Source organism: Campylobacter sp. JMF_11 EL3 (genome assembly GCF_027736965.1).
Classification (GTDB): Bacteria; Campylobacterota; Campylobacteria; order Campylobacterales; family Campylobacteraceae; genus Campylobacter_B.
The window spans coordinates 75573-99853 of the sequence record NZ_JAOVTJ010000001.1; the positions used below are offsets into that span (position 1 = coordinate 75573).

Below are 24281 nucleotides of genomic sequence, written 5' to 3' on the forward strand. Positions count from 1 at the left end.
AATTTAACTGAAAGGATCGAAAATGAAAAAAGTTTTCATCGCATGTGCTGCATTAGCGGCAATTAGTTCAAGTGCTTTTGCTGCTGACGGAGAGGCGCTATTCAAAAAATGCGCAGCATGCCACGGCGCAAACGCTGATAAACCTTACCTAGGCGGTAAAGTTCCAGCGCTAAACACACTTGCAAAAGACGATATTATCGCTAGTGTCAAAGGCTACAAAGAAGGCACTGTCGGCGACGGCGGTAAGGGCAAATACGGCATGGCTGGCGTAATGAAAGGCCAAGTCGCAACACTAGATGACGAGTCAATCGCAGCATTGGCTGATTTCATCGAAAGCAAAAAATAATCCCCCTTTTTAATCAATTCTAGCCTGGCGTGTCCCCCCGCGTCAGGCTTTTTTAATTTAATCAAATTTATAATCCTTGAAATTTCGAAATTTGGAGCTTTTATGAGCGATTTAAATTTTATAAACGAGATGAAAAACAAGGCTATCGCCGGTGAGTGTTTAAGCAAAAATGAAGCATTAAATTTAGCCAAAACTAGCGATTTGGACGCACTTTTGAGCGCGGCAAATGAGATTAGGCAAATTTGCTGTGGCGATGAATTTAATTTTTGCTCGATTATAAATGCGCGTTCTGGCAAATGCTCGGAAGATTGCAAATATTGCGCTCAGTCTGCGCATTTTAAAACAGGTTGCGAAATCTACTCGCTTTTGGACATGGCGCCCGTTTTGCAAATGGCAGGGCAAAACGAAAAGGCAAAAGTTCATCGCTTTTCGCTCGTTGCCAGTGGTCGCGGGATAAGCGAAAATGACAAAGATATGCCAAAAATCGAGCAAATTTATCGTGCGCTAAGAGAGCAGACGAATTTGCACCTTTGCGCTTCGTTTGGGCTTGCTTCAAAAGAAGCTTTGCAAAAGCTAAAAGATAGTGGCGTGAAAACCTATCATCATAATTTAGAGACTTCACGCAGGTTTTATCCGCGAATTTGCACCACGCACAGCTATGATGATAGAGTGCAAACTATCAAAAACTGCCACGCTGTCGGGCTTGATGTGTGTAGCGGCGGGATTTTTGGGCTTGGCGAGAGCGTGGAAGACCGCATAGATATGGCGTTTGAGTTGCGAGAACTTGGCGTAAGCTCCGTGCCGATAAACATTTTAATGCCGATTTTAGGCACTCCGCTTCAAAACTGCGCTCCGCTTAGCGAAGAAGAAATTTTACGCTCAATCGCCGTGTATCGCTTTATTTTACCACGCGTTTATCTGCGTTTTGCTGGCGGACGAGTAAAGCTAGGTAAAAGTATCGAAAAAGCGCTAAATTCCGGCGTAAATTCGGCGATTACGGGGGATTTTCTCACCACCACAGGGGACAGCATAAGTGGTGATATGGCGCTTGTTTCTGCGCTTGGATTTAGGATATAAATTTGCGAATTTAAGCTGTTTTTTGTAAAATTTCGCAAAAATTTTGGAGAAAAAATGTTTAACGGACTAATCAGAGAAATCGCCGAAGTTGCTAGTTTTAGCGGAAATTCGCTTCGAATTCGCGCTAAATTTCGCCCTGAGCATATCGGCGATAGTATCGCTATAAACGGTGCGTGTCTTAGCGTAACGCAAATTTTAGCTGACGGCTTTGTCGTGGAGATTTCAAGCGAAACCGCCGCACTCATCGCCACGCAAAATTTCAAAGGTAGAGTGCATATCGAACCTGCTATGCGACTTGGGGATCGCATTGACGGGCATTTGGTGCAAGGACACATCGACGGCGTGGGCGAAATCGCAAAAATCACAAAGCTAAAAAGCGGATATGATTTTTTTATAAATTTGCCAAAAAATTTAATGCCCTTTGTCGCAAACAAAGGCTCCGTGGCAATCGACGGCGTTAGCCTTACCATAAATGAAGTCTTGCCTAACGCAATTCGCCTAACAATAATCCCGCAAACTATGAAAGATACGCTATTTGGCGAGTTTAAAACGGGGCGAAAGGTAAATGTCGAAACCGATCTGCTCGCAAGATACGCAGCGCGAATTTTGGGCTTTGTGGGCGAGAAAAAAGAGAGTTTGTCGTGGGATCAGGTGAATTTGATTTCAAGCCTTTATTAAATGCCTTTAAATTCGGCTTTACCGATAAATTTGGTTTAGCTAACGCAATTTTTAAGGATACTGCGCCGAAAAATTTGAACGGCGAAAATTTGGGAAAATTTGGCAAATTTAACCTTGCTTTTCATGTTGGCGATGATTTTAAAAGTGTGCTAAAAAATCGCTTGAAACTGGCAAATTTGCTGGGTTTAGAGTTGCGAAATTTAATCTTTATGAACCAAATCCATAGCGATAAAATTTGCGTTGTAGATAAAAAATTTATGGCTGAATTTGGGGCGAAATTTGATAAATTTTTTGAACTTGGCAAATTTAAAAGTGAAAATTTGCAAAGCGAATTTGTGAAAATTTTCCCCGAGTGCGACGCAATGATTACAAATTTGCGTGGCGTGGGGCTGTGCGTTATGGTGGCGGATTGTTCGCCTGTTTTGCTGCTCGATGAAAAAAGCGGCGCAGTGGGCGTGGCACACGCCGGTAGAGCTGGGATTACGCAAAAAATCGTAACCAAAACAGCACATAAAATGAGTGAAATTTACGGCACGAAAATTTGCGATTTAAGCGTGATTGTGGGGGCAAATATCAGGGGCAGTTGCTACGAAGTGGGCGAAATGGACCTTGGCGAATTTAATGCCTTTAAGCGTGGCGATAAATTTGATATGAATTTGGCGTTGAAGTCTGAATTTAGCGAACTTTGCATAAAAAAATTCAAATTTAGCAAATTTTGCACTCATTGCGAAAATTCGCTTTACTCATACCGCAGAGAGAAGCAAACAGGGCGTTTTTGCGGGTTTGTGGTAGTGATTTAGTTAAAAGGAATTTAGTGGAAAATTTAGATAGTCAAAAAAGGCGTTATAAAATTCATAGAATTATCAGATATATCTTGTTTTTGCCTTTGGTTTTTGTATTTTCTTGGAGCATATCGGCGACCATAAAAGCGATTATTGGCAAAAATGAAATGTGGATAAATGCGATTTTGTTGATAATTTTTGGTTTGATTTTTGGAATTTGCTTTTGGTTGTTGTTTAAAAGATACAAAAAATTTGGATTTAGCAAGTTATTTTTAAAAAATCCAAATTTGAGTTTAATTCTTTTTGGGATTGAAAATTTATCTTTGTTTGTTGTGTATTTAGCTTTTTTATTTTGGGATTATTTGTATATAGGCTCTGTGGTTATTTGCTGGATTTGTTTGCCTATTTTTGTGGTTGCGTATTTATTTAACGAAAGGAAAAATGTCAGAATATCGTAGGGTGGGCATCCTTGCCCACCAAAAATTATGTGAATTTAAAAATTTAATCAAATTTGGTATCGAAATTATTCTTGTAAATTTAATTATTTTGCAAGTTGCTTTTTTAAGGGGGAAAGGGGCTGACTTGCGAAGCGCCCCTTTCCCCCTTAACAACCCCCATACCCTGCACGCTTTTATCGTGACAAATTTAAAAAAGCTTTCGCTTTTTTAAATTTGATTTTACGAAAAAATTTGCTTACGCAAATTTTTGGATTGAATTATTTTTGCAGATTTAAATTTGAGATTCTTCGCTACGCAAAGCTATGCTCAGAATGACGAAGTGGTGGCAATCTAAATTTGGTCGTGTTATGCCGACGATTTCGCACAAAATTTGCAAAAGATAAGACTTATTGCGTCTATCATTGCAAATTTGGCGTGAAAGCTAGGCTGAATTCCATTGCAAATTTACAAAGCAAAATACTAAAATTTATCTTAATTTCAGAATAATTTCAGTATAATCCACACTTCATTTCACACGCATTTATCCTTATTTAGTTGCAAATTTGGCAAGTTGTGAAAGCAAATTTCACGCCCAAAAAGCCCTAAATTTGCTAAAAAATGCGGAGGAAGAAACTAAATTTCGGGCTAGTCCCACAAGGAGAAAACTCATGGTTACAATGAGAGATTTATTAGAATGTGGCGTTCATTTTGGTCACCAAACACGCCGCTGGAACCCAAAAATGAAAAAATTCATTTTCGGCGAGAGAAAAGGTATCTATATCATAGATTTGCAAAAAACTATCCGCTACTTCCGCTACACTTACAATGTCGTTCGCGATGCAGCAGCTGAGGGCAAAACAGTGCTATTTGTCGGCACTAAAAAACAAGCAGGTGCGACTTTGCGTGAATACGCTGAAAAATGTGGAATGCCATTTGTAAATCATCGCTGGTTAGGTGGTATGCTAACAAATTTCAGCACTATCAAACAATCAATCCGCAAACTAGAAGTCATCGAAGCTATGGAAGAAGACGGTTCAATCAACCTTCTAACAAAAAAAGAAGCCCTAATGCTACGCCGCAAAAAAGAGAAATTAGAGCAATATCTAGGCGGAATTCGCAATATGAAAAGCTTGCCTGATATGATTTTTGTCATCGATGTAGTAAAAGAAAAAATCGCCGTAGCAGAAGCAAACAGACTAAAAATCCCTGTTGTAGCGCCACTAGATACAAACTGCGACCCTGATGTTGTAGATTTCCCAATTCCGGGTAATGATGACGCTATTCGTTCAGTTCAACTTTTCTGCCAAGAAATGGCTGAGGCTATCAATGAAGGAAAAGCGCTAAGAGATCAAGACGGCGAAGTAAGCGAAGAAAAAGCAGAAGTAAGCCAAGAAGAAAAAGATGAAATCGTAGAAGAAGCGATGAGCGAAGAAGATTTCGAAACAGCAGAGGATGCAGAATAATGGAAATTTCAGCACAAATGGTAAAAGAACTGCGCGAAAGCACTGGCGCAGGTATGATGGACTGCAAAAAAGCATTAGTTGAAACAAACGGCGATATGGAAAAAGCCGTAGATCTACTACGCGAAAAAGGTCTTGGCAAAGCTGCGAAAAAAGCAGATCGCCTAGCTAGCGAAGGTCTAGTATGTGTCGAAGTAAATGGCAACGCTGCAACAATCAGCGAGGTAAATTCAGAAACTGACTTCGTCGCAAGAAACCAAAATTTCATTGATTTGGTTAAAAATATCACTATTCATGTCCAAAAAAATAGCATTGAAACAGTAGAAGCGCTAAATGAGAGCGTGATTGACGGCGTAAAATTCGAAGATCACCTAAAAACTCAAATCGCAACAATCGGCGAAAATTTGGTTGTTCGCAGATTTGAAACCATCAAAGCTGGCGCAAACGGCGTAGTCCAAGGATACTTACACTCAAATAGCCGTGTTGGCGTCATCATCGCAGCAGCTTGCGATAGCGAAAAAACTGCCGAAGGCGCAAAAGATCTAATCCGCAACCTTTGCATGCACGCAGCAGCTATGAAACCAAGCGTGATTAGCTACAAAGATTTGGATAAAGAATTTATCGAAAAAGAATTCGCAGCACTTGTGGGCGAGTTAGAAAAAGACAATGAAGAGAGAGTAAGACTAGGCAAACCTTTGCACAAAATCCCAGTATATGGCTCACGCGCTCAAATCACTGATGAGGTTTTGGCAGCTGAGACTGAGAATTTAAAAGCAGAACTTAAAAAACAAAACAAACCTGAGCAAATTTGGGACAAAATTATCCCAGGTCAAATCGATAAATTTATCGCCGATAACACTCAAATCGATCAAAGACTTACGCTTATGGGACAATTTTTCGTAATGGACGATAAAAAAACTATCGAGCAAGTAGTGGCTGAGACAGCCGAGAAACTCGGTGGCAAAATCGAAATCGTAAAATATGTCCGCTTCGAAGTAGGCGAGGGCTTAGAGAAAAAAGTCGATGACTTCGCAGCAGAAGTCGCAGCGCAAATCGGCTAAAAATGACACTTTTAAAGGGCGTTAATCTTACTCATGCGTATGATTATACGCTCTTTAATGATATAAATATTACAATAAATTCAAACGAAAGTAGCGCAATACTCGGTGTTAGTGGGTGTGGCAAATCTACACTGCTTCATATTTTATGCACACTTTTAAAGCCAAATTCTGGCGAAGTTTATTATGAAAATACAAATTTATATTCGCTAAATGCCGATGAAAGGCTTAAAATTCGCAGGCATGATTTTGGCATAATTTTTCAATCACACTACCTTTTTAAGGGCTTTTCTGTGCGCGAAAATATCGAACTTGCTGCAAAACTTACAAACAACAAAATTGATTATGAAATTTTAGAAAAACTAAAAATTACTCAGACTTTATCCCAAAATATCGGCGAGCTTAGCGGTGGTCAGCAGCAGCGCGTCAGTATCGCTAGGGTGCTAAACAAACGCCCACGCATTATTTTTGCCGATGAACCAACTGGAAATTTGGACAAAAACACCGCTAATGAGGTCATGGAGGTGATATTTGATTATATCGCCAAAAATGACGGCGCACTCGTGCTTGTTACCCACGATGAAAGCTTAGCTGGCAAATGTTCGTCAATTTATCGCCTAAATAATCAAAATTTAGCTAAAATATAAGCAATCACTAACCAAAATTATCCTAAAATAGGGAAATTTTTTTTCAAAAAGGCTAAAAATGAAAATTTTACTTGATAGCACAAATGAACAAGTTGCAAAAGTAGTTAATATTTGTTGCGAACGCACACACTCTGATTTAGCGAATTACAGCATTGATGAACAAGATTATGATTTGGTGATAAAAGATTATAGCGAAGAGGATAGCATTTCTCATTTTGATGTCGATAAAACCCTGTTTTTGATCTCCAAAGACGATATTATCGTAGGCGCGACACACACGCTGACTAAGCCATTTGCGCCTGCTGAATTGATTAAATTTATTAGCGGATTTTCATCGGCAAAACCAAATCCTGAGATAAAATCAAAAATGGCACAAGAATTCGCCGATGTCAGCTCGATGATGAAAGAGATCGAGTCAATCGATGAAAATGGCGACAAGGGCGCTGATATGGGAATTGGCCTAGCGCCAATCAATGATAGCGCAGATGAGGAAATAAAAGCTGAAAACCCTGCGCCAAAACCAAAACCAGCCCTAAATATCGATGCTGGCGATACAATCTCTCTTGCTACTAGCGCAGAAGCTAGCGATGAGACGCAAAACGAAGTAAAATCTGAACCTGTAAAAAATGAGCCTTTTAATATCGAAATTCCTGATAATTTAGATGATTTGGTTTTAGAACTTGCTCCTAGCGAGCCAGAAGCTAAACCAAGCGATGAGAGTGTTAGCGAGCCTGCAAACGAGGCCGAAACTACCGCAGAAGCTAGCGTAGAGCCAGCTAGCGAGATAGCTTCTGAAAGCAGCGAAGCTAGCCAAAGCGAGGCTAACACGCAAAATTTCGAAAGTCTTTTAGATGATTTTTATAACTCTGACGATGATGTTCCGCTATCTGCATTAGCTGAAAATATCGATGATGATACGCCGCTTTCCGCTATGATAGATAGCGTAAATGACGATGTTCCGCTATCTGCATTGGCCGAAAATATCGATGATGATACGCCATTAAGTGAAATTTCGTTTGATGACCTTGATGATGATAAACCTTTAAGCGCATTAGCAGATGAAATTTCGCTAGATGATATCGATGATGACATGCCACTAAGTGCTGTTATGGATCAAATTTCAGACGATATGCCACTTAGTGAGATTGCGCAAAATAACGAGCCAGAAGAGGCACAAGAAGAGCAAAAAGAAGAAGTAAAAGAAAAAGCGCAAGAAGAGGCCAAAGAAGAGCCAAAAGAGCAGAGCGAAGATTCATCTGATAGTGATTTTGGGTCGATGTTTTCTTCTATGTTTGATAATGCTAGTGATGATGAGCCAGAGGATAAAGCAGAGGACGAAAAAGAGAGTGAAGCCCCAATCGCGCTAGCTAGCGACACAGAAATTCCTTTGGCAAATGTTTCGTTAGAGCCAGCATTTGAGAGTGTAGAGCACGGCGAGGACGAGGCAAAGGCTGAGCCAGAAGCCCAAATTTCACAAGATGAGATCCTAGATGAGGACGATGAAGAAACTGGCGATGATTTGCTTTTTGACAATATTTTAGCCCTTGAAAAAGATAAAAAAGTCGCTTCCGAGCCTGTTAAAGCGGCAGCGCAAGATGAGAAAAAAGATGAAAAACCAAATTTTGATGATTTGGATTTACCGCAAGTCGCAAGTGGCGTAGAGCTACCTGATATCAAACCAGCTGTCGATGTCAGTGTCGAGCCGACCGCTCAAAGTGAAGTTCCTGCACATGTCGCACCAAAAACTCACGATGAGGTTAATCGAATTTTAGAGCAAGAGCGCAGATTTTTGAGCGTCGATGAGTTAAAAGAGCAGTTACGCTACGATTTAGAGGCAAATATCGCTAGTGTGTTGGAGCAATTCTCTGGCGAGGAAAATATACAAGAAGCACTTAAAGACCTTAGAATCAATATCAATATCTCATTTGAGGATAAATAATTGCTAGGTAAAATTTTACTAGTTTCAGGTCCAAGCGGCAGCGGTAAGAGCACCCTTATAAAGAGGCTTATCGCTGAGTTTGGCACAGATGAGATATATTTTTCTATCAGTTCTACCACAAGAGATATGCGAGATGGCGAAAAAGACGGCGTGAATTACCATTTCATCAGCAAAGATGAATTTCGCCATGGCATAGAAAATGACGAATTTTTAGAGTGGGCGCTCGTGCATGGCAACTACTACGGCACATCGTTAAAAGCCGTGCGAGAGGCGCTAAATTTGGGCAAAATTGTGATTTTTGATATCGATGTGCAAGGTTTCGAAATCGTTCGCCAAAAAATAAGCAAAAACGAGCTTACCACGGTTTTCGTAACCACTCCGAGCCCAGCAGAGTTAGAAAGGCGTCTGCTAGCACGGGCAGATACAGCCTCTGGCGATATCGCCACTCGTTTGCAAAACGCAAAAGACGAGATAAAATATCTCGCGCAATATGATTATTTCGTGATCAACGACGAGCTAGAAAGCGCGTATTTAAATTTTAAATCAATCTACAAAACAATCAGATTAGAAACCGCTAGATGCGATATTTCAGCGGTTATGAAATCTTGGAAATAAGGAGAGACAATGGGCGTTAGCGTTCAACAATTGCTAATTATTTTGGCTATTATAGTGTTGCTTTTCGGAGCGAAAAAAATCCCTGAGCTTGCAAAAGGCGTAGGTAAGGGTATCAAGTCGTTTAAAAAAGAGATGGAAGACGACCCAAAGCTTGAAGAGAGTGTGAAAAAAGAGAGCGAAACTACCAAAGCCGATGAATCTCAAAAGGCTTAGTTTTTGAAAAATTTAGCTATAAACGAAATCTCTCGCGTCCTAGGGCGCGAGGTAATCATCGAAAAACCAAAAGACAAAACCCTAGCTCACTATGCTTCGCCTGTGGCTTTTTCGCTCGCAAAAGAGCTTAGAAAAGCCCCTAAAATCATCGCCCAGGAGCTAGCGGCTAAATTTAGCGATAACGAAATTTTATCAGCAAGTGCGATAAATGGGTATTTGAATTTTCATATAAAACCTAGTGTGCTTGGAAATTTAGCCCAAAATGCGCTAAATTTGGGCGAAAATTTTGCGAAAAATAGCGCAGAGCATAAAGGCGAAAAAATCTTGCTTGAATACATCAGCGCGAACCCAACCGGCCCGCTTCACATAGGCCATGTCAGGGGCGCAGTATATGGCGATACCTTTGCTAAGGTAGGAAACTACCTAGGCAGCGAGGTTTGCACAGAGTATTATATAAACGACGCCGGCAATCAAATCGAATTGCTTGGTATTTCAATGATACTACGCGCGAAGGAAATTTTCGGGCAGAGTGTCGAGTATCCTGAGAAATACTATCGCGGCGAGTATATCGATGAGCTGGTAAATTTAAGCGTAGAGAAATTTGGCAAAGAGATTTTTTATGATGAGGGTAGAGTTTTAGAGCTTGCAGAATTTGCCAAAGACGAGGTTTTGAAAATCATCAAAAAAGATTTGGCGGATTGTGGCATTTCTATACAAAACTGGGCTAGCGAAAAGAGCCTTTATGGCGAGCTTGACGCGACGATTGCCAAGCTTGAAAAAAGTGGCGAAATGTATAAAGAAGATGGCAAAGTCTGGATAAAATCAAGCGCAGTTGGCGATGAAAAAGACCGCGTCGTCATCCGCGAGGACGGCCGTCCGACATATCTAGCGGGCGATATTGTATATCACAATAACAAATTCGAGCGTGGATTTGAGCGATATGTCAATGTCTGGGGCGCAGATCACCACGGCTATATCGCGCGCTTAAAGGCGGCAATCCACTTCCTAGGATACGATGAAAATGCCTTAGAAATCGTGCTTATGCAAATGGTGAATTTGCTAAAAAACGGCGAAGCGTTTAAAATGAGCAAACGATCAGGTACTAGCGTGCTAATGAGCGATGTGCTAAGCGCGATTGGCAAGGATAATTTGCGCTTTATGTTTATTAGCAAAAAGGGCGAAACACCGCTAGAATTCGACATTGACGAGCTTGGCAAGGAAGATAGCTCAAACCCGATTTTTTATATCAATTACGCTCACGCTAGAATTTACCAAATTTTTGGCAAAGCTGGCAAAAATATGAGCGATAGCGAGGTTTTGGGCGCAGATTTTAGCACGCTTGACGAAGCTGGGCTAAATTTGGCTTTTGAGGCGATGACGCTAAATGAGGTTTTAAACGAAGCCTTTGCTAGCAGAGGGCTGCAAAAAATCCCTGATTTCCTTAAAATTTTAGCCGCAGATTTTCACAAATACTACAACGAAAACCGCGTAGTTGGCAGCGAAAACGAAAATGCCAAACTCAAACTTTTTGCCCTTGTCGCGCTTAGTATTCGCACGGCGTTTGGCTTAATGGGGCTAAGTGCGAAAGAGCGCATGTAAATTTTGCCGAATTTTCGGCAAAATTTCATTTCAAAATGAAAAATCCTATCAAAACTCTACTTTATAAAATCAAAAAACCGCTCCCGCCGGGTGCGCGCAAAATCAGCGGAATCATCAGCGATGTGCGTGCCTGCGAGGTGAGGGAGAATTTTTTTGTCGTGATTTTTCATGTAGGAGGGCTTAGGTTTAGCTCGATTTTTGCCAAATGGTGGGCGAAAAATGGCGATTTGATCGATGTGATTTACACCAGAGGCTGGCAGGAGGGCACTTATAGCGCGCTTAGTGTTACTAGCTATTCGACCACGGCTTATTGGGGAAATTGGAACTTGATAAAGCGATTTTGTGGCGTGGTATTTTCGCTACTTTTCGTCGCATTTATGAGCGCAGTCATCGTATCTGGCGTGGAAGAAATCGCGCGGATAGAGTATTTTTACGACAAGCTAGTTTATTTTCTTTTCTTTTGCATTGTCGCAATCGTCTATGGTATGGGCGTGGTAAATGCCTATGTCAAATTTAAAGTATTTTTTAGTTTTATTTACTACAAGCGCAAATCTGATAAATTTTTAAAAGCCCTAAATTTAAGATTTCCATTAAAATAAATTTTAAATTTCAGCCTAAATTTTGATTTTTCGCCTTAAAATAGCTTCCAATCTCGCTGATTAGCACACCTGCGATTATCAAAACAGCGCCTAAAATTTGCCAGCGATTTAGGATTTCTCCACCTACGAAAACCCCCATAATACCCGCAGTTACTGGTTCTAGCGTGAAAAACAGAGCGACTTTAATCGGCGTGGTGTAGCGCTGCATTAAAGCCTGCGCAAAAAACCCAAAAACCGTCCCCACAAGGCAGATAAAAATCATCGCGATGAAAAATTTCGTATCCAGCACAGGCGCGACACTCACGCCACTGACAAAGTAGCTAGCCAATGCGCAAAGTAGGCTAAGCGAGGCGATTTGGACATAGACCATGCCAAAAATTTCGCATTTGCGCACGAAATTCGCCGTCAGCACGATATGAAACGAATACGCGCTCGCGCAAACGAGTGCCAAAATTTCGCCCGCTCCAAAGCCAAGCTCGGTTTGGCAGATGAGATAAAGCCCCGCCACAGCGAAAGCGACGCCGATATAGGCGTATGAGTAGATTTTGTATCCAAACAAAATGCTGGCGATAAATGGCACGAGCGCGACATTTAGCCCCACGATAAAGGCCACCGACGAGCTAGCGGCAAATTTCATCGCAAAGGCTTGGCTTACAAACCCCGCGAACAAAAACAGGCTCAAAACCACGCCATATCGGATTTGCGTGCGCGAGATAGATTTGATTTTGCGCCAAAACAGAGCCGCGATAATCACGCTAGCGATAAAAAATCGCCAAAAAAGCAAGACAAAAACATCGTTGCTCTCTATCGCCCATGCTGTGGGCAAATACCCCAACCCAAAGGCAATCGCCACAAAAATCATGCCGATATCAGCTCTAAATTCCATGCTTAAATTTTTCATAAAGACCCTTTTTGTATTTGGCAAAAATTTAGCAAATTTGGCTTAAATTTGGAATTTTAAAATGTATTTAAATTTACAAAATAATCAAGAATTAATTATAAATTTTCCGCTTCGCAAGCCTGCAACCCTGCGCCGGAATTTGAATTTTGTGGTTGAAATTTTAAATTTCGCCAAATTTCAAGTTTTTGTAAAAATGCAAATTTGGCTAAATTTTGCAAAAAGCTAAATTTAGCCTTTTGCCTTTTCTTCGCAAGCTTTTATCGCTTCGATGATAGCTGTGGCAAAGCCCATTTTTTCGAGTGTTGCGACCATTTCTATGGTGGTGCCTCCCGGCGAGCAGACCTCGTCTTTGAGTGCGCGCGGGTGGGTTTTGGTGCGAGCGCATAGGCTAGCTGAGCCAAGCACGGCATTAGCGATGATATCGTGCGCCATTTCGCGCGTTATCCCACCGCGCACAGCCCCGTCACTAGCGGCTTCGATTAGGTTAAAAATCATCGCTGGCAAGCTTCCGCTAATGGCTGTGAAAATCGCAAATTTGCTCTCATCAATCTCGTAAGTCTGCCCAAATGCGCTAAAAATTTCCCTGATTTTGGCTTTTTCGTCCTCGCTAACTTTGCTAAAACACAGCGCAGTATTTCCAAGCGAAATTTTAGCGGGAGTATTTGGCATGGCACGAACGATTTTTTGCGCCCCGCAAAGCTCGCCAATGCGTGATATGCTAAAATTTGGCGCAAGCGAGATTAAAATTTTATCTTCCAAATTATATTTTATTTTTTCTAGGACGCTCTCATAAACGGCAGGTTTTATCGCCAAAATAATAATATCGGCAAAATTTGCAAGCACTGCCTCATTTTTAGCGGATTTTATGCCTAGTTTTGCGCAGAGCTTCTCGCCTTTTTCCCTGCCATAAACGCAAATTTTATCCTTTGCAAATTTCGCCCCCACGAGCGCCTCTATCATTGCCCCGCCCATATTTCCTGCGCCTATAAATCCTATTTTCATCGCATTTTCCTTATCTGATTTGTCCCTCGCCACGCACGATGTATTTCGTCGTAGTGAGTGCCTCCACGCCCATTGGACCGCGCGCGTGAAGCTTTTGTGTGCTTATGCCGATCTCGCCACCGAATCCAAACTCGCCTCCGTCGCTAAATCTAGTCGAAGCGTTGGCATAGACGACTGCGCTATTGATTTCGTTTAAAAATTTTTCGATATTGGCGGAATTCTGGCTTAAAATCGCTTCTGAGTGCGCACTGGAATTTTCGTTGATAAACTCAATCGCTTCGGCGGTGTTTTTTACGATTTTAACAGCCATTATTAGCGATAAAAACTCCGTCCCAAAGTCGCTAGAATCCGCTTTTTTGGTGTTTGCGAAATTTGTAAATTTCGCGTAAATTTTCTCGTCTAGGCGAAATTCTACTTCGTTCATTTCCTTTAATAAAATCGGTAAAATTTGCTTTGCGATATTTTCGTGCAAAACTAAGCATTCTAGGGCGTTGCAGACACTTGGGCGCTGGGTTTTTGCATTTTTGATAATCTCTACTGCCTTGCTTAAATTTGCACTTTCATCGACGAAGGTATGGCACACGCCAGCCCCTGTGATGATGACTGGGATTTGCGCATTTTGCGTGATGAAATCTTTGAGATTTTTGCCACCACGCGGGATTAGCACATCGATCCACTCTTTTAGCTGGATTAGTTTTAGCACATCTTCGCGCTCTTTGGATTTTATGAGTGATACTGCGCCGCTAGGCAGGCCAAATTTCTCTCCCACACGGCAAAAAATTTCGCTTAGGCAGATGTTTGAGGCAAGAGCGCTAGCTGAGCCTCGCAAGATTATCGCATTGCCCGCTTTTAGCGCGAGTGCGGCGGCGTCTATGCTGACATTTGGTCTGCTTTCATAAATCATAGCGATTACGCCAAGAGGCACGCGCACTTTGGCGATACTCATGCCGTTTTGGTGTCGCCAGCCTCCCACGATCTGCCCGATTGGATCAGGAAAATTGGCTAACTCTTTTAAAGCCACGCTCATTGCGCTAATCCTGCTATCATTTAGCGTGAGCCTATCAATGAGAGCCTCGGAGATACCATCTTCGCGCGCGTTTTTTATGTCGATTTGGTTTTGCTCTTTTATAAACTCTTTTTGAGCGATTAGCTCATCAGCCACGCCAAGCAAAATTTGATTTTTTTGCTTGCTACTTAGCTTTGCGACCTCGTTGCTTGCGCGTTTTGCGCGTTTTGCTAATTCTAAAATTTCCATAATCTATCCTAAGACAATATTGTTTGCATGCACGATATAATCATCGCTCACGCTAGGTAAAATTTTCTCATATTCGCTCGATTTTTTCCCCATAATCAGCGAAATTTCAGAGGCGCAGTAGTTTGCGATACCGCGCGCGATACGCTGTGAATCCGCGCCCAGTATTTCGATGACATCGCCTCTTTCAAATTCGCCACTCACGCCCACAATTCCCACACCTAGCACGCTTTTGCCGTTTTTTATGGCTTTGCATGCGCCCTCATCAAGGCTGATTGCGCCACGCACATTGGCACCATAAGCGAGCCAGTATTTTTTCGCACTAATGGATTTTTCCTCTTTGCAAAAAATCGTTCCGACCTCCTCGCCAGCGATGATTTTGGCTAAAATTTTACTCTCTTTCCCATTTGCGATTATCATATTTGCACCGATTTTATTAGCCATTTTAGCAGCACCAAGCTTCGTTGCCATACCACCAGTGCCAAATTTCGACCCCACATCGCCTGCCATTTTAAGGGTATTTTCGTCAATAAAATTTACGATTTTTATCAGTTTTGCGTCAGGGTTCGTGCTAGGGTTTTTATCATAAAGCCCGTCGATATCGCTTAAAAGCACGAGCAAATCAGCGTCGATTAGCCCGGTTACTAGCGCGCTCATTGTGTCATTATCGCCGATTTTGAGCTCATCGCCACTGACTGGGTCGTTTTCGTTGATGATAGGGATAATGCCTTGCGAAAGCAGGGTGGTAGCGACATTTCGCGCACTTAGATAGCGCGCGCGGTCGCTAAAATCAATGCGCGTCAGCAAAAGTTGCGCGATAATCTCATCATGCGCCCAAAAAAGCCTCTCATACAGGTGCATTAAAGCGACCTGTCCCACGGCGGCTAGGGCTTGTTTGGCGCTTAGCTCTTTTGGTTTTTGCTCGATTTTTAGTATGCCCATACCAGCCCCGACCGCGCCAGAGGTTACTAGCACGACCCCAAAGCCCTGTTTTTTGAGTTCGCAAATTTGAGCCACGAGCGATTTGATAAAGCCCTCATTTAGCGAGCCATCGCTGTGAGTTAGGGTGCTGGTGCCTACTTTGATGACGATTCGTTTGGTGTTTTTTAGTAGATTTTTTCTCATTTTTTGCCTTTTGAAATTTTGGTATTTTACCTAAATTTAGCCATTTTTCGCCAAAAATCGTTCTAAAATTATCATCGCTGCGACGCTGTCAAATTTCTCATTTACACCGCCTTTTTTCGTGCTTTTTAGCGCGAATTCCTTCGCCTCGACACTAGAAAAGCTCTCGTCTTGGTAGCAAATTTCGCCATTAAATTCTAAAAGCGAGACAAAATGCTTTATGCGACGCTCCATTTCTTCTTCGCTAGCACCGCCTTTGGGAAGGCCAACGACGAGCTTTTGAGCCCCTCTTGTGCGCAAAAACTCGCTAGCTTCCCTGGCTGCTTGGTTGCGGTTTTTGCGCAAAATAGGCTTGCTAGGAAGGGCTAGCGCGCCATTTGGGCTGATTGCTACGCCGATTCGTTTAAGTCCCACATCGAAAGCTACTATCAAATTTAATCCTTTTTTTGGGTTACGCAAGCGAAATTTTCGTCGCTTCTATTATGATTTTTCCCTCTAATTCGTATTCGTAAATGCGTTCGCCAAATTTCATCAATGCTTCATCTAAGCTCGAATTTAGCGCGACAAAATCCAAAATTTCGTCGCTGTGCGAAAAGAGATTTTTTGGTTTTTCTTTTCCGCTAAATTTAGCCACAAATTTATCCAAATCGCTAATTAGCGTGGCGTCTTTTTTAGCCAAAAGCTCGTTGGTGCCGATACTCTCGTCGATTCTGTGTGGCAGGACAAAGACAGGAATCCCAAGCTCTCTTGCGATACGCGCGCTTTGAAGCGAGCCTGATTTTGGCTCGGCTTGGGCTACGATTAGGGCTTGGCAGAGGGCTACAACTATGCGGTTGCGCTCTAAAAATTGAAAATTTCGCGCAGGCGTGCCGTCTTCGTATTCGCTCAGTGCAAGGGCATTAGCGTAAATTTTGCGTATCATATCCTCGTTTTGTTTGGGATAAATTTCATCTAGCCCGTTTGCAAAAACAGCAATCGTGCGCGAAAACGCGCCCTCATGCGCCGTGATATCGCAGCCAATTGCAGCCCCTGAGACCACGCAAATACCAGCGTTTGAGAGTTTTTGGGCTAATTTTGTGATTAAATTTTTGGTGTAAATGCTCATTTTGCGAGAGCCTACGATTGCGATTTTTGGCATATCTAAAAGCTCTAAATTTCCCTTGTAATACAGGGTTTTAGGCTCTGTTTTGCCAAGGCGAGATAGGGCGGGGATTTTGAAATTTAGCTCATTTGTAGTATTCATAAATTTCGCCTAGATAGATGACTTCGACGCCGTTTAAAATATCTGCGCTATTTTCAAGAGCGGTGAAGGTGGATTTTTTGGGGTGGCCGATAGCTATGGCAAAGCCCCTTTTCTGCGCGATTTGCACGGCTTTTTGTAGCATTTGGTGCACAGCTTTTACCTCGTCAGTGTTGTCGATAAAAACATCTCTATAAACATAGCGCAAATTTTGCCTTTTAAGCTCGTCGGGAGCCTTGGTCTGCGCGCTCGTGCGAGAATCAACGAAATAAAAATCGTATTTTTGCATGGCTTTGATTAAATTTCGCATCGAGGTCGAATTTGCCGTAAATTTCGAGCCTGTGTGGTTGTTGATAAATTTAGCGTGCGGGAAATCGGCTCTGATTTGCGCTAGAAAATTTTCGATTTCTTTGTAGCTATCGCCCACTTTTAGCGCCTTTACATCGTGAGCGAAGACTTCTGCCTCCATTGGCAGGTGAATTGCGAAATTTTGCAAATTCTTAGCCAGAGCCGGGGTGCTTTTGTAATTTTTCGCCGGCGGGAAAATCGATGGCGTAACCTTTATCGGCAGAGCCTTGATACGCGCTATTTGCGCACTTGTGGAGATATCGTCCATTATGATAGTTAGTTTTGGTTTTGAGCCTTTTGGCAGGGTTTTGGCTGGTTTATTGCTAGGGGCTGAAATTTTTGGCTCTGTTTTTTCCTGCGATTTTGGCGTGATTTTGCCTATACTTTGGGCTGCGATTTTGGCTAGTTCTTCCTCGATAATTTCTTCTTTTGTTTTTGAAATTTGGGTTAAATTTTGCTCTTTTATCTCAGGCAAAATTTGGGGCGCAGGTTTTGCCACGCTCAAATTTTTATCTTTTTGAATTATGGGTTTTGAAATTTCGCTTTTGTTCTCATCGCGTGGGAGTTTAAGCGCAATTTTTGGCTCGTCTTTGAAAAATTTATTTAGCACGGCATACGAAAGAGCGGCGCAGGTAAAGCAAAAAATTGCGATTAAAATGTATTTTATGAAATTTGGATTGAAATTTAATAAGGGCGCATTTTTGCGCCCTTTGGTGCGTTTTTTAGCCAAGATTAGTTTTTATCTTTGTCAATGATTTTGCCGCTTGCGATCCATGGCATCATACCACGAAGTCTTTCGCCTGTTTTGGTAATCAGCGCGTTTGCGGTCATATTGCGCTCTGCGTTCATTTTGACATAGCCGGCTTGGCGCTCTAAAATGAAGTTTTTCGCAAAAGTTCCGTCTTGGATCTCTTTTAGGATTTTTTTCATTTCGGCTTTTGATTGTTCGTTGATGACGCGTGGTCCGCTGACATAATCGCCAAATTCAGCTGTGTTTGAGATAGAGTATCTCATATCAGCCATACCGCCTTGATAGATCAAATCTACGATTAGTTTCATTTCGTGTAAGCACTCGAAATACGCCATTTCTGGGGCATATCCAGCCTCTACTAGGGTCTCAAAACCAGCATTTATGAGCGAGCATAGACCACCGCACAAAACTGCTTGTTCGCCAAATAGGTCTGTTTCGGTCTCGTCTTTAAATGTAGTCTCGATGATACCGCTTCTGCCGCCGCCAATCGCACTAGCATAGCTTAGAGCGATCTCTTTTGCCTTGCCAGAAGCATTTTGCTCTACTGCGATTAGATCAGGGATTCCACCGCCATTTACAAATTCATTGCGCACAGTGTGTCCTGGGGCTTTTGGCGCTATCATAATTACATCTATGTTTTTTGGAGCTTTGATTTGTCCGAAGTGGATATTAAATCCGTGAGCAAACGCGATCGCTGCGCCGTCTTTTAAATTTGGCTCGATTTCGTTTTTGTAAATTTCAGCTTGAAATTCATCTGGGGTTAGTATCATTATGACATCTGCCTCTTTTGTCGCATCAGCTACGCTTAATACTTTAAAACCCTTGTCCTCGGCCTTTTTCCAGCTTGCGCCACCTTTTTTTAGTCCGACTACTACTTCTACGCCACTATCGCGTAAATTTTCAGCGTGAGCGTGACCTTGTGATCCAAAGCCAATCATAGCCACTTTTTTTGAGCGAATTAAATTTAAATCGCAGTCTTTGTCGTAATACACAGTAATTGCCATGAGCCATCCTTTTCAAAAAAAATTTTGCGTGATTTTAGCGCAAAAATGCTTTTATGTAGCTTTTTTGTGATATTATAAACGCAAAATTTATGAACGGAAAATGTAGATATGCAAAGCTTTATTAGCGAAAAAATCGCTTCAATGCCTAAATTTAACGATAAAATTTTAAAAATTTTAAGCTCATTTGACAATGCTAGTAGCGATGATGAGATTATTTTTCAGATTATGAATAACCCAGAATTTGAGAGTAGGATACTAGACTACGCATTTAGCACTTTTGCGCAAATCAGCATGGAAAAAACCCTTCCAAACGCCTTTAAATTTTACGGACGAGAGGGGGTTAGGGCGCTATTTTTGTTTAGTATTTTTAAGGGTAAATTTGAGCTAAATTTCGAGTGTTATAAGACAGATCGCGCTAAATTTAATGAAATTTCGCTAAAAAGACATTTGTTTTTGAAAGAGTGGATTAAATTTTACCCAGAGATTTCGCCTGATATCCTATCTAGCGTGATTTTAATGGATTTTGGTAGGGTTTTTATCAGCGAGTATATCGCTAAGCACGATAAAAACAGCGAGTTTTATCTGCATATCAAAAACTGCCTTTTCCCGCAGGATTTCACCGATGTGGAAATGCGATTTACCGGTATGAGTAGAGAGAGCGTGGGAGAGGTTTTGTTTAAGCATTTTGGGCTAGAAAAAATCGCCAAAGACATATATTTTTCTGATTTAATCGATGAAGCGCCATTTGAGAGTGCGAGGCGATACGAAATGCTAAAAGTAGCCAAAACCGTAATGGGGATCTATCACTGCTTCGATGAGCGCAGTATCGATAATACGCTAAATTTGCTAGTGGAATTTGGTTTGGAGCAAGAAGCGTTTTTCGAAGCTAAAATAAGGGCTGGATTATGAAGGAATTTTTAAGCTCGCTTAGCCTTGGAGTGGTGGAAAAAAATCTAAATTCTGACCAAAAAGAGCTAGTGCGAAATTTGCTAAATTTAGGCGCATTGAGCTCTCACAAAGGCAAAATTTATCTAAATAATAGCTATGTTTTTGGCAGGCTCGATATCGCGCGCGATGGGACTGGGTATTTGCAAAGCTACGATGATAGATATAAAAAAGATTTGATAATCGAAAATAAATACCTAAATGGCGTGCATTTAGGCGACATAATCCTAGCAAAAATTATAAATTCTAAAAAATCTAGAATTCATGCAAAAGTGCTAATGTGCGTGAAACCTGCCTTTTCTTCAAGCGTGGTTTATACAAAGAATTTCGGGCGCGAAATTTTGGGCGTAAATGTCAAAACTTCTCTTGCAAACCCGCTCAAAGCCACGCAAAAATCGCTTAAAATGCTTCCACCTGGTACGCTTTTGAAAATTGATAATTTAAGCAATGAAATTTGCGAAGTTTTAGGGAATTTAGACGATCCGTGGGTCGATGAGAAAATTTCGCTTGCGATTTATAACAAAAACGACGAATTTAACGAAGCCTGCAAGGAACAAGCTCTTAGCTTTGGCTCGTTGGTCGATCCCACGCTTTACCCTGAGCGCGTGGATTTGCAAAATTTGAGCTTTTGCACGATTGATCCAATCGACGCCAAGGACTTTGACGACGCGATTTATTATGATAAAAAAAATCGCATAGTCTATGTCGCAATCGCCGATGTGAGCGAGTATGTCAGCGAATACTCGCCGATTGACAAGGAAGCGAAAGTGCGCGGGTTTTCGATATATTTCCCTCATAAATCCGTCCCAATGCTTCCGCGCGAGCTTAGCGAAAATATCTGCTCGCTAATGCCGAATTTACCGCGATTGGCATTTGTTTTTAAAATTTGCCTTGATGAAAATTTGAGCGTGATTAGCGAGGAGCTAATTTCAGGCATAATCAAATCAAAAAGGCGTTTTAACTACGATGAGGTCGATGAGATTTTGCGCACAAAAAGTGGCTGCGAGAGCGAAATACTAGACTGGCTACTCCCGCTAAATGAGCTTTGCGAAAAACTTAGAGCGCAAAGATTAAAGCACGGATTTGACTTTCGCACAAAAGAACTTCGCATGAGTATCGATGAGGCGGGGCTTTTGAAATCGACTAGATTTGAGAGCGATACACCCTCGCACAAGCTAATAGAAGATTGTATGCTTCTAGCTAACAAAGCCGCCGCAAAGCGCATAGAAACGGGCGTTTTCCGCAATCACGGTGCGGCTGAATTAAAGAAAATTTTCGCTTTGTTGGACGATTTGGCGCTGTTTGGAATAGACGCGATTTATAAGCCAAATTTGGCAAAAATGATAGGCGAAATCCAAGCCCAAGCTGACGCGCTTGGCATGCGAGAAGAAGTCGATAAACTCATAATCAAAGCGCAAAAACGCGCCGAATACGGCTCGATTTCACGCGGCCATTTTGGGCTTGGTTTTGATACATACACTCATTTTACAAGTCCGATTAGGCGGTATTCAGATCTGATTTTACACAGGCTTTTAAAGGCGCAAAGCAGGGGCGATGAGAAATTTTATAATTACCTGCTTTTAAACATAGACGCGACTTGCGAGAGGCTAAATGAGCTAGAAAGAGAGGCCGATAAGGTCGCATTTGACTTTATGGATCGTAAATTTGCGCGCTGGGCGAGAGAGAATTTAGGGGCTAAATTTCGCTGTTATATCGACGAAAATGCAAATGTCGTAACTGCCAAACTCGATGATAAATTTAAGGGTGCGAAAATTTTTATTACAAATTTTACTGGTGATATTTTAACGCCAGTTTTGGTCGAAATCACAGACGCAAATATCGCAAGTGGCGTGATTATGGGAAGAGTGGTGAAAAAAATATAATGTATAAAAGAGATTTTGACGCTAGGATTGCTTCTGGAAATGTGGCGAATTTTATCTTGCTTCGAGGCGTAGATGACTTTCAAAATGAGCTTTATGCTTGGAGATTAAAGCAAATTTATGGGGCCGAAAATTTTATGAGTTTGTATTTTGGCGAGTATGAATTTAGCGTGGCAAAGAGCTTTTTGGAGCCATCGCTTTTTGGCGAGAGCAACACACTTCATATAAAAACTGGCTCGTGTATAAAAAAAGATGAAATCCGCCGTTTGATTGAATATTGCAAAAACGACGAAAACAACCATTTAATCTATGAATTAAACGAGAGCGAGGGTGCGGCAAGTAGCGATTTTGTGCGGGAGTTTGGCGGAAATGAGGTGAGGTTTTTCCGCCCAAGTAGTATGAAGGAAGCCATGGGATTGCTAGCGCAAAAGTGCGAAATGGTGGGGATTTTCGCAAACAGCGCCGCGCTAAATAGAATTTATCAAATTCACAACGAAAACCTAAATTTAAGCGCAGCCGAGATTGAAAAATTCGCAAATTTGGGGATTGAGCTAAATTTGGAAAATGTAAATGATATGGTCTATGGACTAAGCGAGATAAGCTACGAGGAGCTTTTCGATAAAATTTTTACCCTTAGCGATTTTCGCAAGGATTTTTATAGATTGGCTCAAAATGGCGGATACAACGATATGGAGCTGATAAATCAATTTTACAGATTTTTGCATAGAATTTTTAGGCTTCATATCTCGATAAAAACCGCGAATAATTCCGATTTTAAGGTGATTTTCGGATATACTCCGCCGCCAAATATCGCAAACAAGCTAAAAACATACGCCCAAAGTTTAAATGAAAATTTATTTCGCAAAATTTTCATACATTTAAATAAACTCGAATTTGCGCTAAAAAGCGAGAAAAATTTAATCAAAGACGAGTATTTGCTCGCCTCACTTTTGGAATTGCAAAGAATTTTATCAAAGAAAAACTAGGCTAAAAAGCAAAGATTAAGTCAAAATTTTGTAATATACAGGTTGCATTTTTTGCAAAATCCTTGCCCGCAGATTACATTTGCGAGCTAAAAATCCATAAGGAGAATTTATGAGAAATTACGAGGTTTTATTCATTGTCAAGCCTACGCTGACTGATGATGAAGTAAAAACAAAAGTTGATTTCGTTAAAGAAATCATTACAAAAAATGGCGGAAATATCGCTTCTGTCATCGAAATGGGCGCACGCAAACTTGCCTATAAAATCGATAAATATGAGCGCGGTGTTTATTTTGTCATTTACTTTACTGCCGAGCCAAGCTTGATCGCTGAGCTAGTTAGAAATTTGCGTATCACAGAGGATATCATTAGATTTTTGACTGTGAAATATGAGACAAAACGCGAGGTTTTGGCATGGGAAAAATTAAGCAAAGGCATTAAACTTAGCCCAGCTAAAAAAGAGCGCGAACCACGCGTAGCACCTGAGGCAAAAGAGCAAGCAGAGCAAACCGCTGAATAAAAGGATTTTAGATGTTTAATAAAGTAGTTTTGGTTGGAAATTTAACTCGCGATATAGAGCTTAGATATTTACAAACTGGCACCGCAATCGGTAAAACTGGCATTGCTGTAACTCGTAAATTTAATAGCGGAAATGGCGAAAAACGCGAAGAGACTTGCTTTATTGACATTGATTTTTGGGGACGCACAGCAGAAATCGCAAATCAATATTTAAGAAAAGGCTCAAAAGTGCTAGTTGAGGGGCGTTTGAAGCTCGATCAATGGCAAGACCAAAATGGTCAAAACCGCTCAAAACACAGCGTAGTGGTAGAGTCTATGGAAATGCTAAGTGCTCCACAAGGTGGAAATGGCGGAAACAATAGCTACGGCGCAAATAGTGGTGGATATGGTGCAAATAGCGGTAATAGTTATGGTGGCGGATACAATCAACACTCAAACTACTCTAACCCAAATCGCCAAAGCTCTGGCGGATATGGTGCGAACCAAACCGCACAAAGTCACTATGAAGCACCAAAAAAAGAGAGCTATGAGAGCCAAATTCCAGAATATGATGTTGATTCGGACAAATATGACGAAGGCAACGATACAATTCCATTTTAATTAAGGAAAAACAATGGCAGAAAAAAGAAAATATAGCAGAAAATATTGCAGATTTACAGAGGCTAAAATCGAATTTATCGATTACAAAGACACAGGGTTACTAAAATATTGCCTTTCAGAGCGTTTTAAAATCATGCCAAGACGCCTAACTGGCACTAGCAAAAAATACCAAGAGATGGTTGAGAAAGCAATCAAACGCGCTCGCCAAGCAGCTCTTATCCCTTATGTCGTAGATCACAACGAAGTCGTTACAAACCCATTTGAAAATCTATAATTTTTCTTAG

Annotated in this window: 28 protein-coding genes; 19 read left to right on the plus strand and 9 right to left on the minus strand. The window is 41.4% G+C overall.

Annotated elements, in window-relative coordinates; all coding sequences use genetic code 11:
- Positions 1-22: 22 nt before the first annotated feature.
- The 4 genes from OFN67_RS00380 (at position 23) to OFN67_RS00395 (ending at position 2901) form a co-directional block, all read left to right on the plus strand.
- Complete coding sequence (locus tag OFN67_RS00380; protein WP_270859129.1) at positions 23-346, plus strand: c-type cytochrome; 324 nt, start codon at positions 23-25, stop codon at positions 344-346.
- A gap of 102 nt (positions 347-448) precedes the next feature.
- Complete coding sequence (gene bioB / locus OFN67_RS00385; RefSeq protein WP_270873911.1) at positions 449-1423, plus strand: biotin synthase BioB; 975 nt, start codon at positions 449-451, stop codon at positions 1421-1423.
- Positions 1424-1477: 54 nt separating this feature from the next.
- On the plus strand, positions 1478-2101 hold the full coding sequence (locus OFN67_RS00390; RefSeq protein ID WP_270868359.1) for a riboflavin synthase: 624 nt from the start codon (positions 1478-1480) through the stop codon (positions 2099-2101).
- The gene (locus tag OFN67_RS00395; RefSeq protein ID WP_270868358.1) at positions 2065-2901 is read left to right on the plus strand and encodes a polyphenol oxidase family protein; all 837 of its coding nucleotides are present in this window, start codon (positions 2065-2067) and stop codon (positions 2899-2901) included. The genes OFN67_RS00390 and OFN67_RS00395 overlap by 37 nt, the downstream gene beginning before the upstream one ends.
- 52 nt (positions 2902-2953) lie before the next feature.
- Here OFN67_RS00395 and OFN67_RS00400 read toward each other — a convergent pair whose 3' ends face one another.
- Positions 2954-3148: a hypothetical protein gene (locus OFN67_RS00400; protein WP_270873912.1), complete on the minus strand. Its 195-nt coding sequence runs from the start codon at positions 3146-3148 to the stop codon at positions 2954-2956.
- A gap of 176 nt (positions 3149-3324) precedes the next feature.
- Between OFN67_RS00400 and OFN67_RS00405 the strand changes: the two genes are divergently transcribed.
- From OFN67_RS00405 to OFN67_RS00445, 9 genes are all read left to right on the plus strand, one after another.
- Positions 3325-3552 carry a hypothetical protein gene (locus OFN67_RS00405; RefSeq protein WP_270868356.1) on the plus strand — a complete coding sequence of 76 codons (228 nt, stop codon included), beginning with the start codon at positions 3325-3327 and terminating at the stop codon, positions 3550-3552.
- Between the two features lie 436 nt (positions 3553-3988).
- Positions 3989-4783: a 30S ribosomal protein S2 gene (gene rpsB / locus OFN67_RS00410; protein ID WP_270860623.1), complete on the plus strand. Its 795-nt coding sequence runs from the start codon at positions 3989-3991 to the stop codon at positions 4781-4783.
- Positions 4783-5841, plus strand: coding sequence for a translation elongation factor Ts (gene tsf / locus OFN67_RS00415; RefSeq protein ID WP_270868355.1), 1059 nt, complete (start codon positions 4783-4785; stop codon positions 5839-5841). The genes rpsB and tsf overlap by 1 nt, the downstream gene beginning before the upstream one ends.
- Positions 5842-5843: 2 nt before the next feature.
- Positions 5844-6485 carry an ABC transporter ATP-binding protein gene (locus OFN67_RS00420; protein WP_270868354.1) on the plus strand — a complete coding sequence of 214 codons (642 nt, stop codon included), beginning with the start codon at positions 5844-5846 and terminating at the stop codon, positions 6483-6485.
- A 58-nt stretch (positions 6486-6543) separates the two neighbouring features.
- On the plus strand, positions 6544-8424 hold the full coding sequence (locus OFN67_RS00425) for a hypothetical protein (RefSeq protein ID WP_270868353.1): 1881 nt from the start codon (positions 6544-6546) through the stop codon (positions 8422-8424).
- Entirely contained in the window at positions 8425-9039 is a 615-nt protein-coding gene (gene gmk / locus OFN67_RS00430; protein ID WP_270868352.1) for a guanylate kinase, read from the plus strand. It begins immediately after the preceding gene.
- A gap of 9 nt (positions 9040-9048) precedes the next feature.
- A complete protein-coding gene (locus OFN67_RS00435) occupies positions 9049-9252 on the plus strand; it encodes a twin-arginine translocase TatA/TatE family subunit (RefSeq protein ID WP_270859118.1) in 204 nt (67 codons plus the stop codon).
- A 3-nt stretch (positions 9253-9255) separates the two neighbouring features.
- A complete protein-coding gene (gene argS / locus OFN67_RS00440; RefSeq protein ID WP_270868351.1) occupies positions 9256-10851 on the plus strand; it encodes an arginine--tRNA ligase in 1596 nt (531 codons plus the stop codon).
- Positions 10852-10886: 35 nt separating this feature from the next.
- Complete coding sequence (locus OFN67_RS00445) at positions 10887-11450, plus strand: hypothetical protein (RefSeq protein WP_270868350.1); 564 nt, start codon at positions 10887-10889, stop codon at positions 11448-11450.
- A 10-nt stretch (positions 11451-11460) separates the two neighbouring features.
- Here the strand turns inward: OFN67_RS00445 and OFN67_RS00450 are convergent, their stop codons facing one another.
- From OFN67_RS00450 to ilvC, 8 genes are all read right to left on the minus strand, one after another.
- Positions 11461-12351, minus strand: a complete 891-nt coding sequence (locus OFN67_RS00450) for a DMT family transporter (RefSeq protein WP_270868349.1) — start codon at positions 12349-12351, stop codon at positions 11461-11463.
- 228 nt (positions 12352-12579) lie between these two features.
- The gene (gene proC, locus OFN67_RS00455; RefSeq protein ID WP_270868348.1) at positions 12580-13353 is read right to left on the minus strand and encodes a pyrroline-5-carboxylate reductase; all 774 of its coding nucleotides are present in this window, start codon (positions 13351-13353) and stop codon (positions 12580-12582) included.
- A 10-nt stretch (positions 13354-13363) separates the two neighbouring features.
- Entirely contained in the window at positions 13364-14611 is a 1248-nt protein-coding gene (locus OFN67_RS00460) for a glutamate-5-semialdehyde dehydrogenase (RefSeq protein ID WP_270868423.1), read from the minus strand.
- Positions 14612-15730 (minus strand): glutamate 5-kinase, encoded by a 1119-nt coding sequence (gene proB, locus OFN67_RS00465; protein WP_270868347.1) that lies wholly within the window; start codon positions 15728-15730, stop codon positions 14612-14614.
- Positions 15731-15766: 36 nt separating this feature from the next.
- Entirely contained in the window at positions 15767-16159 is a 393-nt protein-coding gene (gene ruvX / locus OFN67_RS00470; protein WP_270868346.1) for a Holliday junction resolvase RuvX, read from the minus strand.
- Between the two features lie 19 nt (positions 16160-16178).
- The gene (locus tag OFN67_RS00475; protein ID WP_270859111.1) at positions 16179-16970 is read right to left on the minus strand and encodes a DNA-processing protein DprA; all 792 of its coding nucleotides are present in this window, start codon (positions 16968-16970) and stop codon (positions 16179-16181) included.
- Complete coding sequence (locus tag OFN67_RS00480) at positions 16954-18045, minus strand: divergent polysaccharide deacetylase family protein (RefSeq protein WP_270868345.1); 1092 nt, start codon at positions 18043-18045, stop codon at positions 16954-16956. The genes OFN67_RS00475 and OFN67_RS00480 overlap by 17 nt, the downstream gene beginning before the upstream one ends.
- Positions 18046-18047: 2 nt before the next feature.
- Positions 18048-19070, minus strand: coding sequence for a ketol-acid reductoisomerase (gene ilvC / locus OFN67_RS00485; protein ID WP_270859109.1), 1023 nt, complete (start codon positions 19068-19070; stop codon positions 18048-18050).
- Between the two features lie 108 nt (positions 19071-19178).
- Between ilvC and OFN67_RS00490 the strand changes: the two genes are divergently transcribed.
- From OFN67_RS00490 to rpsR, 6 genes are all read left to right on the plus strand, one after another.
- A complete protein-coding gene (locus tag OFN67_RS00490) occupies positions 19179-19979 on the plus strand; it encodes a hypothetical protein (protein ID WP_270868344.1) in 801 nt (266 codons plus the stop codon).
- Positions 19976-21898 carry an RNB domain-containing ribonuclease gene (locus tag OFN67_RS00495; protein WP_270873913.1) on the plus strand — a complete coding sequence of 641 codons (1923 nt, stop codon included), beginning with the start codon at positions 19976-19978 and terminating at the stop codon, positions 21896-21898. Before OFN67_RS00490 ends, OFN67_RS00495 begins: the two co-directional genes overlap by 4 nt.
- Positions 21898-22881, plus strand: a complete 984-nt coding sequence (locus OFN67_RS00500; protein ID WP_270873914.1) for a hypothetical protein — start codon at positions 21898-21900, stop codon at positions 22879-22881. Before OFN67_RS00495 ends, OFN67_RS00500 begins: the two co-directional genes overlap by 1 nt.
- Positions 22882-22990: 109 nt before the next feature.
- Positions 22991-23398: a 30S ribosomal protein S6 gene (gene rpsF / locus OFN67_RS00505; RefSeq protein WP_270859105.1), complete on the plus strand. Its 408-nt coding sequence runs from the start codon at positions 22991-22993 to the stop codon at positions 23396-23398.
- Between the two features lie 11 nt (positions 23399-23409).
- Positions 23410-23997, plus strand: a complete 588-nt coding sequence (locus OFN67_RS00510) for a single-stranded DNA-binding protein (protein ID WP_270873915.1) — start codon at positions 23410-23412, stop codon at positions 23995-23997.
- Between the two features lie 13 nt (positions 23998-24010).
- Positions 24011-24271, plus strand: coding sequence for a 30S ribosomal protein S18 (gene rpsR, locus OFN67_RS00515; protein WP_270859103.1), 261 nt, complete (start codon positions 24011-24013; stop codon positions 24269-24271).
- Positions 24272-24281: the final 10 nt, after the last annotated feature.